Origin of the sequence: Vibrio sp. PID23_8 (assembly GCF_003584965.1) — a bacterium.
Classification (GTDB): domain Bacteria; phylum Pseudomonadota; class Gammaproteobacteria; order Enterobacterales; family Vibrionaceae; genus Vibrio.
Map to the genome: position 1 here is coordinate 90,094 of NZ_LIXE01000006.1, position 14,325 is coordinate 104,418.

13 protein-coding genes and 1 pseudogene are annotated in these 14,325 nt (G+C 44.1%); 5 read left to right on the forward strand and 9 right to left on the reverse strand.

What is annotated here, in order from left to right; all coding sequences use genetic code 11:
• Window positions 1-130: 130 nt before the first annotated feature.
• Window positions 131-1,039 carry an N-acetylglucosamine kinase gene (nagK, locus tag AK966_RS12205; RefSeq protein ID WP_119464237.1) on the forward strand — a complete coding sequence of 303 codons (909 nt, stop codon included), beginning with the start codon at window positions 131-133 and terminating at the stop codon, window positions 1,037-1,039.
• A gap of 167 nt (window positions 1,040-1,206) precedes the next feature.
• Here the strand turns inward: nagK and AK966_RS12210 are convergent, their stop codons facing one another.
• From AK966_RS12210 to AK966_RS12235, 6 genes are all read right to left on the reverse strand, one after another.
• Window positions 1,207-1,473, reverse strand: a complete 267-nt coding sequence (locus tag AK966_RS12210; protein WP_099078012.1) for a DUF2960 domain-containing protein — start codon at window positions 1,471-1,473, stop codon at window positions 1,207-1,209.
• 72 nt (window positions 1,474-1,545) lie between these two features.
• The gene (locus tag AK966_RS12215; protein ID WP_119464238.1) at window positions 1,546-3,324 is read right to left on the reverse strand and encodes a bifunctional molybdopterin-guanine dinucleotide biosynthesis adaptor protein MobB/molybdopterin molybdotransferase MoeA; all 1,779 of its coding nucleotides are present in this window, start codon (window positions 3,322-3,324) and stop codon (window positions 1,546-1,548) included.
• A complete protein-coding gene (gene mobA, locus AK966_RS12220) occupies window positions 3,321-3,908 on the reverse strand; it encodes a molybdenum cofactor guanylyltransferase MobA (protein WP_005427804.1) in 588 nt (195 codons plus the stop codon). The genes AK966_RS12215 and mobA overlap by 4 nt, the downstream gene beginning before the upstream one ends.
• Complete coding sequence (locus AK966_RS12225) at window positions 3,886-4,605, reverse strand: energy-coupling factor ABC transporter ATP-binding protein (RefSeq protein ID WP_119464239.1); 720 nt, start codon at window positions 4,603-4,605, stop codon at window positions 3,886-3,888. Before AK966_RS12225 ends, mobA begins: the two co-directional genes overlap by 23 nt.
• Window positions 4,606-4,647: 42 nt before the next feature.
• Window positions 4,648-5,346, reverse strand: coding sequence for an ABC transporter permease (locus AK966_RS12230; protein ID WP_099078008.1), 699 nt, complete (start codon window positions 5,344-5,346; stop codon window positions 4,648-4,650).
• Between the two features lie 6 nt (window positions 5,347-5,352).
• The gene (locus AK966_RS12235) at window positions 5,353-6,171 is read right to left on the reverse strand and encodes a substrate-binding domain-containing protein (RefSeq protein ID WP_119464240.1); all 819 of its coding nucleotides are present in this window, start codon (window positions 6,169-6,171) and stop codon (window positions 5,353-5,355) included.
• Between the two features lie 347 nt (window positions 6,172-6,518).
• On the opposite strand from AK966_RS12235, the gene AK966_RS12240 reads away from it, so the two are divergent.
• Window positions 6,519-7,970: a sigma-54 dependent transcriptional regulator gene (locus AK966_RS12240; protein WP_099078006.1), complete on the forward strand. Its 1,452-nt coding sequence runs from the start codon at window positions 6,519-6,521 to the stop codon at window positions 7,968-7,970.
• Window positions 7,960-9,996 carry a HAMP domain-containing sensor histidine kinase gene (locus AK966_RS12245; RefSeq protein WP_119464241.1) on the forward strand — a complete coding sequence of 679 codons (2,037 nt, stop codon included), beginning with the start codon at window positions 7,960-7,962 and terminating at the stop codon, window positions 9,994-9,996. Before AK966_RS12240 ends, AK966_RS12245 begins: the two co-directional genes overlap by 11 nt.
• A 175-nt stretch (window positions 9,997-10,171) precedes the next feature.
• Here the strand turns inward: AK966_RS12245 and AK966_RS12250 are convergent.
• From AK966_RS12250 to AK966_RS12260, 3 genes and pseudogenes are all read right to left on the reverse strand, one after another.
• Window positions 10,172-10,327: pseudogene (locus tag AK966_RS12250) on the reverse strand (mechanosensitive ion channel family protein); the annotation flags it as partial.
• Between the two features lie 282 nt (window positions 10,328-10,609).
• A complete protein-coding gene (locus tag AK966_RS12255) occupies window positions 10,610-12,004 on the reverse strand; it encodes a glutamate decarboxylase (protein ID WP_119464242.1) in 1,395 nt (464 codons plus the stop codon).
• A 167-nt stretch (window positions 12,005-12,171) separates the two neighbouring features.
• Window positions 12,172-12,450, reverse strand: coding sequence for a hypothetical protein (locus AK966_RS12260; RefSeq protein ID WP_099078003.1), 279 nt, complete (start codon window positions 12,448-12,450; stop codon window positions 12,172-12,174).
• Between the two features lie 245 nt (window positions 12,451-12,695).
• Here AK966_RS12260 and AK966_RS12265 point away from each other — a divergent pair, with 245 nt between their 5' ends.
• The gene (locus AK966_RS12265) at window positions 12,696-13,103 is read left to right on the forward strand and encodes an amino acid permease (RefSeq protein WP_119464243.1); all 408 of its coding nucleotides are present in this window, start codon (window positions 12,696-12,698) and stop codon (window positions 13,101-13,103) included.
• Window positions 13,104-13,221: 118 nt separating this feature from the next.
• Complete coding sequence (locus tag AK966_RS12270; protein ID WP_099078002.1) at window positions 13,222-14,325, forward strand: efflux RND transporter periplasmic adaptor subunit; 1,104 nt, start codon at window positions 13,222-13,224, stop codon at window positions 14,323-14,325.

A 14,325-nucleotide genomic window follows, 5' to 3' on the forward strand; every position in this document is an offset into this window, starting at 1 on the left:
ACTGGCTTGAACGAGAGGATAAATCTGGATTGGGTCACGGTTTGCAGGCGTACAGATATGGATAATGTTTAAAGTTTGACTCCATTAACTATTTTTTGGGAGTCGGTTGAGCATTTTAGGAGAGAATCGCATGTATTACGGCTTTGATGTCGGTGGCACTAAAATTGAGTTTGGTGCGTTTAACGAAAAACTTGAACGTGTCGCAACCGAGCGCGTACCAACACCAACAGATAACTACGATTTGTTAGTAGAAACCATTGCTAGCCTAGTAAACAAATACGATGCTGAGTTTAGTTGCGAAGGTAGAATTGGCCTAGGTCTTCCGGGTATGGAAGCTGCCGATGATGCAACGGTGCTTACGGTAAACGTACCTGCAGCGAAAGGCAAACCACTTCGCGCCGATCTTGAAGCGAAAATCGGTCGCTCAGTAAAAATTGAGAACGACGCGAACTGTTTCGCACTGTCTGAAGCATGGGACGAAGATCTTCAAAACGAACCATCAGTGCTTGGACTGATACTCGGTACAGGTTTTGGTGGCGGCTTTATCTTTGAAGGTAAAGTGTTCTCTGGTCGTAACCACGTGGCAGGTGAGGTGGGCCATACTCGCCTTCCTCTTGACGCTTGGTTCCATCTTGGTGACAACGCTCCTTTGCTTGGGTGTGGTTGTGGCAAGAAAGGCTGTCTAGACAGCTACTTATCTGGTCGTGGTTTCGAGCTGCTTTATGCGCATTACTATGGTGAAGAGAAGAAGGCGATCGATATCATCAAAGCTCATGCAGAAGGCGAAGCAAAAGCTGTTGAGCATGTTGAACGCTTTATGGAGTTTCTTGCGATTTGCTTTGCGAACCTATTTACCGCGAATGACCCCCATGTAGTGGTATTAGGTGGGGGCCTATCTAACTTCGAACTGATTTATGAAGAGATGCCAAAACGCATTCCTAAGTACCTGCTTTCTGTAGCGAAATGTCCGAAGATCATCAAAGCGAAACACGGTGATTCTGGCGGCGTACGTGGCGCTGCGTTCCTAAACATTAAATAGATCGTCTGAGTTTTCGTTACGCGAAAACACATAAGACCAGCATTGAAAGCCTCGTTCCCTGTTAAGGTGAAACGGGGCTTTTTATTTATAGAGAACGAACAAAAAGAACATGTATAAAAAAACTCGCGACGAATAGCGAGTTTTTGTTTTGGTCTGTGTAGCTTGGCTTATTTGTTCTTTTTACCGACGCCCAAGTTTTCTTTTTGAGCCAGAGTAATTTTAGTGAAGCCAAGCTTTCTAAAGTGGTTGTCACGGTAGTTACGTACCGCTTTTGTGTCAGAAATCGCTTCGATTTGCTGTTCCATCTTTAGGTATTCAGATATATCGATGCCTTCCGCTTCTGCTACCGCTTCATGAATATTGTGGTGCTGCTGGTAAGAGAACGTCAGTTCTTTGTCTTGATCTTTGTATGTATAAAGAATGGTGCGAGCCATAGCTGTCTCTCTGAAAGGTTTTCTGTGATAGACAAAGGTCAGACTCGCTGACCTTTGAATGCTGATTTTGACTTAGATTCTGCCTTGAAGTGGAATAATTGTCACGCTTTCTCCCGCTTTTACTGTGTCGACAGCAGGGGAGATCTCGATAAGACAGTTTGCTTCACTCATAGAGCGCAGAATGCCTGAGCCTTGCTTTCCCGTTGTGCGAACCGTTAGGCGACCTGTTTCATCTAGCTCGTAGATACCGCGGCTAAATTCGGTACGACCTTGGCGAGAGCGTAAGGGCTCGGTGGCAATCGCATTCACTTTTAATGGTGCCCAACCTCGTTCGCCTTGCATCTTACGCAGCGCTGGTTCAACAAAATTGATGAATGACACCATCACAGCCACAGGATTACCTGGAAGACCAAAGAAAGGCTTGTTATTGATCTGGCCAAACGCAAGCGGACGACCTGGGCGCATGTTGATACGCCAGAAATCAATTTGTCCCAGCTTATCCAATGCCAGCTTAATGTAATCTGCATCGCCAACGGATACGCCGCCAGAAGTCATCACTACGTCGGCTTGCGCAGAAGCATTTTCGAGCGCTTCAATCATCAACTGCTCGTTATCTTCTAGGATACCGAAATCCAAGATCTCGCAACCTAGTTTCTCTAACATGCCCATGATAGTGAAACGGTTTGAATCGTAGATTGAATTCGCTTTCTGTTCTGTGCCTGGCGCTTGAACTTCGTCACCAGTAGAGAACACAGCAACTTTCAACTTGCGGAACACGTTGGCTTCGCCAAAACCAAGAGAAGCAATCATGCCCATCTCAGGAGAGGCTAGGCGAGTACCCGCAGTAAACACATCGCTACCAATTGCTAAATCTTCACCCGCTTGGCGAACGTTTTGACCGTTTTTGATACTCGCACCATTGAACGTGACGGTATCACCATCTTGTGAAGCTTGTTCACGCATAACAACGGTATCACCATTGATAGGTGTTGGGGCGCCCGTCATGATCTTAACCGCTTGACCAACGTCCAGAGGTTGATCGTAGGCATGACCCGCCATCACTTCAGCAACCACTTGGTAGCTTTCACGCTCGACGTCATCACCGCGAATCGCGTAACCGTCCATCGCTGAGTTTGTGTATTGCGGAACATTTACTGGTGACACCACGTGATCTGCAAGCACACGACCGTATGCATCTTCAATCTTGCATGCTTCGGTTTCAGCAACCGTGTTCACCAAAGAAAGGATCTTTTCTTGTCCTTGAACCACAGAAAGGAAAGCTGGAGAAAGGGTATCGCAGCAAGCGGCTTCTTTCTCTTTACTCTTTGGTGCTTTCGCTTCTTGGACATACTCAATAACGAACTGGGCAATCGCTTCAAGATCGTTGATGTTCATTTGTGGCAGATCAGAATCCAATTCGCCGCTGTCTGAAGCAATCGCGATAATGTTTTCATCATTTGGATGAAGCCAAGGCTTGCCGACTTCTTCACGGTGCAATTCGATCTTTGGAAAGGCAATGTTTTTGCAGCCTTCCACTAGAACCACGTCTAGCTTGTCTTCATCGAAACGTGTCAGTAGGTAATCAAACTCCGATTCTGACTCTGGTGTTTCTGTCATCAGTGCGAAGCGGTTGCGAGAAGAGATCAGCATTTGCGATGCGCCTGCTTTACGTAGACGATGGCTGTCTTTGCCCGGTTGGTCGACATCGAAATTATGGTGTGCGTGCTTTAGCATACCGATGCGTAAACCTGCTTCGGTTAACTTTGGTAGCAATGCTTCAAGTAGCGTAGTTTTGCCCGTACCAGAGTAGGCAGCAAAACCAAGAATAGGGATGTTTAGCGTGTGTTTCATGATTCGAGTTGTCCAAATTGCGCCAATTCTTCAGGCGTATTTAAGTTGACGAAACAGTTTGGTGAGTCGCTAAAGTCAACGTAACTGGTGTTGCACTCTTTGTAGAGTAGGATGATCTTACGATCGCCACGTTCTAAAAACGCGGTCAGCTTTGGTAGTACGCGCTTGTGATAAAGCGTGAAGACAGGCTGCTGGTGGTCGCCATCATGAGCAACCAAAATATCGGTGTCTTCTTTTACTGCATTGCAAAAACGTTCAACAAGATCGGTGTTGATTTGTGGGCTGTCGCAAGGGACGAAGCCAACCCAGTCGGTTTCTGCATGAACCAAGCCCGCGTGGATACCGCCCATCGGGCCTGGAAAATCTTTAAATTGATCACTGAAGACGAAACCAAACGCACCGTAGGCGTCTTGGTTTCGGTTCGCATTGATTAGAATGCGTGGTGTTTGCGGAGATAAACGTTCGATAACGTGTTCGATGAGTGGCTTCTGATTCAGTTCGATCAGACCTTTGTCTTTTCCACCCATGCGGCTGGCTTGACCACCAGCCAAAATGACCCAACTAGTTTGTGTTGGCTGAAGCATATGCGTTCTCTTGGGATGTTTCTTTTGGTATGACATACAAGAGTGGAGACTCTATCAAAGTCTTGTCTTTAATCCACCACTGTTTTTTACATAAATCCGTCAACGCGTTCGCTTGGTGGCTAGTCACAACAATACTAGAGCCGCGATCAAGCAGATCTTTTGCCATGATAACCAGACGTTCAATCGACTCTTGGTCGAGAGAGGCACTTGGTTCGTCCATCAACAAAATCGATGGTTTTAAGATCCAAGCTCGTGCCATTGCTACGCGTTGCTTCTCACCGCCAGATAAAACAGAAATATGTTCATCAGCTAAAGTTTCCAAGCCAACCATGCGTAATGCATTGATGACTTGTGCTCGTTTATCATTCGCGGTGTTTTGTTGATATTTCACGCCATAAACAACATTGTCATAGACAGTGCCATCGAATAGGTAAGGAGACTGATGGAGGTAAATAACATCGACACGGCCACTACGACGCGTCCATTTTTTTAACCAAGTATCTTTTGGGGCGACAACGTTACCCGTCGACGCTTTCAAGAGGCCTGCTAAGATTTTAAGTAGAGTCGTTTTACCAACGCCATTATCACCCTTTAGGTAAATCGCATCGTTTGGTCCAATCGCAAGTTCAGGGATGTGAAAAAGCACACGTTCCTTAAATCGCATGGACAATTGCTCGGCGGTTACTTTAATAGTCATAATACACCCTATATTGGGTTGAAGGCGAGTCGATTGCTTGCTTCATGTTCTTAGATAGCCTTTACCTCTCATGCTTGATAAGAGGAAGTTCAGCGCTAACGCTAACGATAGTAATACAATTCCGAGCGCAACGCCTTGTGCAAACGCACCTTTGCTGCTTTCCAATGCAATTGCAGTGGGTATATTTCGTGTCACACCCATAATGTTGCCTCCAATCATCATTGAGCAGCCAACCTCCGTTACGATGCGTGAAAACCCAGCAATGACCGCTGCCATAATAGGAAAGCGAGTCTCCCAGATCATAGTTGTAGCGATACGTGGCATAGATACGCCTAACGTAATGGCGGTTTCAACAACGCGGCGATCACTCGATTGCAACGCACCGTGCATCATCGACACTAGCACGGGGAAACAGATGATCATTTGACCCAATATCATGGCCTTCTGGGTGAACAGCATTTGCCAACCTCCCCAAGGGCCTGCGCGCGATAGCAACATGTAAAGCAATAAACCAATCACAACGGTCGGTACGGCTTGCAAGGTGTTTACGAGCGACAGCAAAAACCATTTACCACGAAAGTCGGTGTAGGCGAGAACGAAAGACACCAAGATTGATGGCAACACCACTAAAGATATTGCCGTAATAGAAACACTAAAGGAGACCGCAACGATCTCCCATAGGTCTGCATCAAAATTCACTAATAAGCGCAGGGCTTCTAGCGTCGTATCAGCAAGATTCATACTGCGTTATTGGCTCTCAGCATTTGCGACAAATAACGGTTTGCCATTTAGGCGGAAGCTATTAATTAGTTCCTGACCACGAGGGTTAACCAGCCAATCACTGAATGCTTTCGCACCTTGATAATTGATGGTTGGGTAACGCTCAGGATTCACCAAAATAACTTGGTATGGGTTGAACAGTGCTTTGTCGCCTTGGAATAAGATTACAAGATCCAACTTATTTTGATAAGCCAACCATGTACCACGGTCTGACATGGTGTAACCTTGCATCTCTGCCGCCATGTTTAGCGTTGGCCCCATACCTTGACCTACGCTGCGGTAGCCTCCAAAGCTAGGTTCCATTTTCGTTTGTGCCCAGATACCCAGTTCTTTTTTATGGGTACCTGAATCATCGCCACGAGAAATGAAGATCGCATCTTTATCAGCAATCTCTTTGAAAACCTCGAAGACCGTTTTGTCGTCGTTAACTTGAGCAGGATCCGATTTAGGGCCTACGATAACAAAATCGTTGTACATGAGTTTGCGCGGAAGTACTCCATAGCCGTTCTCAACAAACACGCTTTCTGCTTTTGGTGCGTGTGTGATTACTAAGTCAACGTCGCCGTTTTCACCCATTTTCAGCGCTTTACCAGTACCTGCTGCGATGATATCGACTTTGTAACCTGTGTCCTTTTCAAATTGTGGAAGTAAGTAATCTAAAAGACCAGAGTGGTAAGTACTGGTTGTCGTTGCCAGGCGAATATGTTCGCCTTCTTGAGCTGAAATAGCCGAGTAGCTTACAAGTGTGATTGACGTTGCGGCCAAAGTTAGCGCAATTTTATTCATTTTTGTTGTTTCCTTTCCAATGATTCTCTGTTTTCTATGGGTATGAGGAACATTCAGCTAACGCTAGAGTGTCAAAGCGCGCTCAAATCACAAGCCACGTTAGAAGACGAGACTCCGCGATGGCAAAAAAGAAATTCGCATTCTCATATGGCTTTAAATCTTTATAGCAAACAAGCTAAGCAAACAAAATGCCAACATTTTATAATCTAAATATGTGCGAATTACGCTCGAATTGATGGACTTGTTTGCACTAAATCTTATGTTGGTACAAAATGTCTCACTCATTATAGAGCGTATCGTTTTAAAATTGGTACACTCTGTCCCATAAGATTCCAACTGGGGTAAATATGTCTACTCACTCCCATATTAGTACAAACCAACAATACAATGCTTTTTCAGTACTGGTTGTTGATGATGAATTGGGCATGCAAGCTATTCTTAAAAAGGCACTGGGCAAACTTTTTTCCCATGTCGATACCGTTGGCAGTATTGAAGAAGCCGAATCATTACGTAACTCACGTCACTATGATTTGATTCTATTGGACATCAACTTACCGGGACGTTCAGGAATTGAATGGGAAGAAGCGTTTGAAGATGATGACAAACGTGCAGACATCATCTTTATGACAGGTTATGCCGATCTGGAAACCGCCATTCGCGCCCTTCAACTTGGTGCTTCGGATTTTATTCTAAAACCGTTTAATCTTGAACAAATGTTGAAAGCGGTTGCTCGCTGTATGGATCGTCGTTTGAACGAACGCATGCAATATGCGATGAAGCGTGATTATCAACGTCATTATACTTCCGAAATCATCGGTGGCTCAGAAAAGACTCGTCAGCTTAAACAATTGATCACACAGTTTGCGCCTTCTCGTGCTTCGGTACTTATTGAAGGCGAGTCCGGGACTGGCAAAGAGTTGGTTGCCAGAGGCATTCACCAAGCCAGTGAACGCTCAGGACCTTTTGTACCACTAAACTGCGGAGCGATCGCTCCAGAGTTGTTAGAGAGTGAACTGTTTGGCCATACGTCTGGTGCATTTACAGGGGCGAAGAAGTCTCGGGAAGGTCTTTTCCGTGTTGCTAACGGTGGCACGCTATTTTTAGATGAAATTGGAGAAATGCCACTGTCGATGCAAGCTTCTTTGCTGCGCGTATTAGAGCAGCGAAGCATCCGTCCGGTTGGCTCTGAAAGAGAGGTCAGTATTGATGTTCGCATCGTTGCGGCTACCAATCGTAATCTTCAAGAAGAGGTTAATAAAGGTAACTTCCGTAGTGACTTGTATTACCGCTTAAACGTACTAAAGATAGAAGTCAGTCCGCTACGAGAGCGTAAAATGGATCTGCTAGAGCTTGTCCCTTATTTCAGCAATATGCTGACTGGTGAACTGGGTATGCAAGCGCCTAAATGGGCCCATGAAGACATGGAGGCTATGACTGAATATGAATGGCCAGGTAATATCCGTGAGCTTAAAAACTTGATCGAACGCTGCATTTTGTTAGGCAAACCTCCGGCGCACCATTGGCGTGAACTGAACGGTGGTCACGTACTTCCCAATGTTTCGGTTACCGTTTCCAACAGTGCGGAGTTACCAACGTTCAAAGAAAAGATAACGTTTACAGGAGAAGGTTATCCAAATAGTTGGACGCTCAAACAGGTAGAAAAAGCCCATATACAGCAACTGGTGAGTTTACACGAAGGCAATAAATCGGCGGCGGCTCGTGATTTGGGCGTAGCACGTAAAACGCTGGAACGTAAATACAAAGAGTGGGATGGCGAGGATGAGGATTATGCCGAATAACTCTTACTACACCGGCGTTTCAAAGTGGTCGCACCGTTTTAAAACGATGGTGCGCTATCGGTTGTTGATGCTGACGTCAGCGCCGATTTTTCTTACTTTGATCGCGTTGATTGGTATTACCGTTTATTGGTCTATTCATTACACTTGGCAAAATGCGTTGCTTGATGTGTCGGAGCGTCTTGGCGTTGCTAACAACAGCATCACTCTTTTACAGCAGAAACAAGCGAATTACGTAAATTCGTTTGCGGATTCATATGGTTTTCGAACACGGGTGAATCAGGGAATGCCAACGGCGCAATTACAAACTTGGGTAACGAAGCAGAAGCAACGCTATGATTTAGACTTTTTGTCATTCCAGCGTGTGAACTCTATTGAGAATAAAATGCGCTTTATGGATCTCACCAAACGTGAGTCGTTCTTTGATGTACTCGATAAATCAGAACTCGAGCGCCTCGACCCAGATTTAGCGAAGTGGGCTGAAGTTCCAATTTTAAGAAACGGTGAAGTTGAAGTTCGGGGTTTGGTTAGCCGTACGGTGATCCCAGTATATAACCAAGTGGGTGATTTAATCGGCTTTTTAGATGGCGGCATCTTACTAAATAACAGCACCGTTTTGGTTGATCAAATTCGCGATCTTATCTATCTGAGTGACAACGACTGGCTACGCCCTGTCGGCACGCTGACGGTTTTTCTTGACGATCTTCGCGTCAGTACCAATGTCCCTTTGGATAGCGATCAACGTTTGGGTCGTGCAATCGGTACGCGGGTCAGTTCGGAGGTTTACAACACCGTTTTAAGTGAAGGAAAGCAGTGGGTAGATCGAGCGTATGTCTATGACGCTTGGTACATCACGGCTTACCAGCCGATCAGAGACCAATACGACAATGTCATAGGCATGTTGTATACCGGCTATCTGATGTGGCCTTTCGTTAAAGCGTACATGACTAATATTGTTGAGATCAGCTTTATTACTATGTTGTTGTTGGTGGTGTCTGGGATAATGGTTTATCGGGGGTCTAGGGAACTGTTTAATCCGATTGAGCACATTCATCGTGTAGTAAAGATGATTCAACTTGGAAAAGAAACGCGTATTGGTCCACTAGACCTTAATGACGAACATGAGTTGGCTCAATTGGCAAAGCAGTTTGATAATATGCTGGACTTGTTAAGGCAACAGAAAAATGAGCTTCAGTTTGCTGCAAATGAGTTGGAAAGGAAAGTACAGCAACGTACCGCGAGTTTAGAGGAGAAAACTGCGGAGTTAGAGCTGCACATTCAGTTACTTAACCAAACTAGGAATAAGCTAGTCGTACATGAAAAGCTCGCTGCATTAGGGGAGTTAACGGCCGGTATCGCTCATGAGATTAACAACCCAAGTGCCGTTATATTGGGTAACGTTGAGTTGATCCAGTTTGAACTGGGCGTCGAGGCTAAACGGGTTCAAGAAGAACTGGATGCGATACATACTCAGATTGACCGTATCCGAAACATTACTCGAAGTCTACTGCAATACAGTCGCCAAGGCGGCGTGCAAGATGAAATTACCTGGCAGCACATCAATCCAATTATTGATGAGAGTATCACTCTTGTAAAAACGGGCACAAAAAAACGCGATATTGAGTTTGTAACTGATCTACATGCGCATACTTCTGTTGAAGTGAACCGACATCACCTACTGCAAATTTTGGTCAATCTTCAAATGAATGCCATCCACGCAATGGATGGCAAAGGAACGCTGACGGTTGTCAGCGAAGATTGGATTGAAGATGGTGAGATAAAAGGCGCGGCGATTCATATCACTGACGAAGGCTGTGGCATTAAACCTGAGAACCTAAGGCGTATCTTCTCGCCGTTTTATACCACTAAGCGCGATGGAACAGGATTAGGGCTTTCGGTTTCACAAAGTATTCTTAGTCAAACCGGTGGTGAGCTAAAGGCTGAATCGGAATGGGGTAAGGGTAGTACATTCAGTATTTATCTCCCTAAGAAGGCTGAGTTACTGCTTGAAGTAACGAATATTGCCTAACATGGCTGTGGCAATAGACGTTTAGAAATCGTCACCTAACAAATCGCGTCGGTCACTCAAAGAAAAAGGGTCAGTGTTATCGCTGACCCTTTGTGTATCAACTTACTATGGTGGTTTGTTTAACTTAACCTGTATGCACCGCAATTTTTGGCGGGGTGATGCGGTGTTTCTTGAACTCATTCATGTCAACGTAGAAAGGAATCACCACCTGCATATCCAGTGCACCATAGTTACCACTGACCACCACTTCACTTAAAAAAATGGTGTTCGGCATCTTAATGATGTCATCGGTCAGCGCAAGCATGCGCAACGATCGCGCTCCATACATAACGTCGAATCGTTGAAAGACTCAAGGCACTCACTTCTTGGCTTGTGCTAAGGCTATTACGATAAGCAAACTCGAATATAAAGCTAATGGCGATAGAACCGCCTACAACCCACTAGTGAAGAAATAATGTTCATCATCGACTGAGCATTGTAATGCAGGCCAAAACGATTTCAATAGTGTTCAAAAGCCGCTATATGGTAAATAGAGACTTACCGTGATGTTTCAATTAAGGTGAAGCAGGGAAGTAAAAAACTGCCCTGTTGAATTGGCGTTACGAATTAAAATTTAACCGTGATTGAAGTTTGTCGAAGAATCGGCATCACTACCGTTGACCACTGGGTGCTTCTCAAAGAAATCAATACAATGCTGTAAATCAGCTAGCATTAGATTCGCAAGGTCTCGGCTGAAGCCATGACGAACCAAAATACGCATGATGACAAGATCTTCTCTATCAGCAGGCATTGCGTATGCCGCAATTTGCCATCCTCTTGAGCGAATTCGATCGGATAGATCATAGAGGTTAAAGCCTGGATTGACCCCTTTTTTGAGCGACCAACTCAATGCAGGTATTCCCCCCTTACCATTGTATATAATCTCAAACATACCCATCTTATTGATTTCTCCTGCAATATACTGTGCAGTGTCATAACAGGCTTGATGGATCTTAGTGTAACCCTCTCTACCAAGGCGTAGGAAATTGTAATATTGAGCGACAATTTGGCCACCAGGGCGAGAGAAGTTTAACGCAAAAGTGGGCATATTGCCGCCGAGGTAGTTTACGTTAAAAATCAGATCGTTATGAAGTGACTCTGCATCTCGCCATACAACCCAACCGACGCCAAGTGGGGACAAACCAAACTTATGCCCAGAAGCATTAATCGATTTCACGCGTGGTAAGCGAAAATCCCAAGCCAAGTCTGGGTCACAAAATGGAGCCAGAAATGCGCCGCTTGCGCCATCGACATGGACTGGAATATCTAGGCCGGTTTCATGCTGAAGTTTGTCGAGAGCGTCACATACGTCCTTTACTGGCTCATACTCACAAGTAAACGTGACGCCAAGTGTAGGGACAACACCAATCGTATTTTCGTCACAGCGTTTAATGACCTCTTCAGGGGTCATAATGAGTCGTTCGCCTTCCATTGGAATTTCACGGAGTTCAATATCCCAATAACGAGCAAATTTGTGCCAGCAAACCTGAACAGGGCCACAAACCATATTTGGCTTGTCAGTCGGTTTACCCAGTTTTTTCATTTTCTCACGCCAAGCCCATTTTAATGCCATCCCGCCAAGCATGGCCGCCTCGCTGGATCCCGTTGTCGAGCATCCCATAGGATTGTCGGCGCTTGGCGAGTTCCATAAATCTGCGAGCATGTGTACGCAACGGGATTCAATTTCAGCAGTCTGCGGGTACTCATCTTTATCAATCATGTTTTTGTCGATGGACTCGTCCATTAATTTATGGATTTCCTCGTCAATCCAGGTCTGACAAAATGTGGCCAAGTTTTGTCGTGAATTACCGTCCATCATGAGTTCATCATGGACGATTTGATAAGCATGGGTTGCCGATTGCTCATCATCTGGAATTCGATATTTTGGCACTGAAATCGACAAGTCTTTCGATGAATAAACATCATCTTTCAGTGATCCCTTAAGAGTGGATTTTTTATGAAGAGCCATAGGAATTCCTTTTCATGAACGAAGCAATGGTTCGCGGATAAAAAGTAAAAAAATAGGTGCTAGATAGACAATGAAAGAAATGAACGTTGGTACCGATAAAAGTAGCACCAAAATTCATTTCTTTTTGTATGGCATAAATTTTTTAAAATAGAAATAGCACTAAGGCATTAATCATTAACTTCTTTTTTTGCAATTTCACTGACCTTCGCTTGAGGCTGCTTTTGACAACCTTCAACAATATCGTCGATTTCTACAGGGTCGAGTTGATCAATCTCGGTGATACTGTGAGCCGACACAATGTAACCTACGGCAACGGGAATCACAGAATAGTCTTGCACTAGTAAAACGCTGCAATCCATGTCTGCAGCGTTGGTGTGATTGTCAGCAAGCACGGGTGTACCCATAAGAATGAACGATGCACTAATGGCCGAAGCTAAAACTTTCATATTTCACCTCAATATTAATGGTTTTGAGTTTAAACTCAGAAAAATTGTAGTCGGCATATGTGGGTTTGCAAATTCATGACGAAGATTCTTGGTGAGTTAATAAAGATAACAAAAGTTCGTGATGGTTCTGGATAAACATAGAGATACTAGGTCATTTAAAATGCGACAGAATTATTTGTATACAGAAAAATGAACTACACTTTAGCCAGTTAAATAAGCGTTTAGATTTCATAAGGAATTTGACAGTGAATGAATCGGTAAATAGTCGCAAGCATCTTAGTTTGTTTGGGTTCTTTGCCTTAAGCGCAACGATGGTGGAGACGATTTATGAATATCCAACCTTTGCATCTTCAGGTGTTTCATTAGTCTTTTATTTTGTTGTTGCTGGGTTATTTTGCTTTCTTACTGTTGCATTGTGTGCCGCAGAAATGGCAAGGCTAGAGGGGGGTAAAGGTGGCGTCTACACTTGGGCAGGTAAGTCACACGGAGAGAAATGGGGGGGGGCTAATATGATTTCATGTGTCGCGCGTCGCACTTGGTATATCGTTTATTCCACCTGCGCAGTTAGGTGGAGGCAATGCATCTACCGCTTATTTACCGATTCTCGTTATAAGTTTTTCCGTAACCCTGTGGATCCCATTCTTGGTTTATAGAAGAATGAGAGAATTAATAATAGTGAAAACTGAACTGTATTTTAATATATGTCAAATTCTAAATTTGAATTTAACATATATTATTTTTTAAAATCACTTTAATCATTAGGAGGTTATAGTGAAAAAATGGATTTTTGGTGTCATTATTATCGCTGTTCTTGCCTTCGGGAGTGTGATTGGTTTTAATTTGTTTGTGAACAACAAGATTAAAACGAAGATAGCAAACTTACCCGAACCTATATTTCCCGTAACGGTTGAGCAATTAAAACCTACGGTATGGGCTCAAAATATTAAAGCCATTGGATTTATTGAGCCATATCAAGGTGTTGATGTTTCGAATGAAGTCTCTGGAATCGTGACTAAAATTAATTTTGAAAACGGCGAACGCGTAAGTGCAAAGACAGTATTGGTTTCCTTAAATGATCAGGTACAACAAGCACAGTTAAAAGAACAACAGGTGCAATTGCCCTCTGTTAGAAATGACTATTTAAGGCTCAAAAAGCTCTATCGTGAAAAATCTGTCTCAGAACAAAGCCTACAAGCCGCAGAGGCGAAATATCAAGCCTTATTAGCGAACATCGAAAGTTTAAAAGCTAACATTGAGTTACGTAAAATTCGCGCGCCTTTTGATGGAAAGCTAGGTATTCGGAACATCAACCTTGGGCAATACGTATCTGTTGGTACTGATATCGTAAGACTCGAAGATTTATCTGTTATGCGAGTCAGGTTTAGCGTGCCTCAATCGAAAATTGGTCACTTAAAGATAGGGCAGCGAATCTTGCTGAGTGTTGAGTCTTATCCAGGGAAAACCTATGAGGGAAAAATCAACGCGATAGAACCAGTAATTAATGACAAAACTGGCTTAGTTATGATTCAGGCAGAGATACCGAACGACGACAGAACCCTAATTGGCGGTATGTTCGCAGATGTGAATATTTCGTTAAGTGATCTAGAAAAACAATTTGTTGTTCCCCAAACATCCATTGTGTTTGCGCTTTACGGCAATTCCGTTTTTGTTGTAGAGAAAGATGGAAGTGACCATCGCGTCAAACAAATCACGGTTGAAGTGCTGCAGAGAGATGGAAATTTCGCGCTAATAAAGGGCGATTTAAAATTTGATCAACAAGTGGTCACAACAGGGATTTTGAATTTGGGCAACAACACAAAAGTGAATATTGTAGCAAACCCGATAAACACGCCAGATAAAATGCCTAAGCTTTAG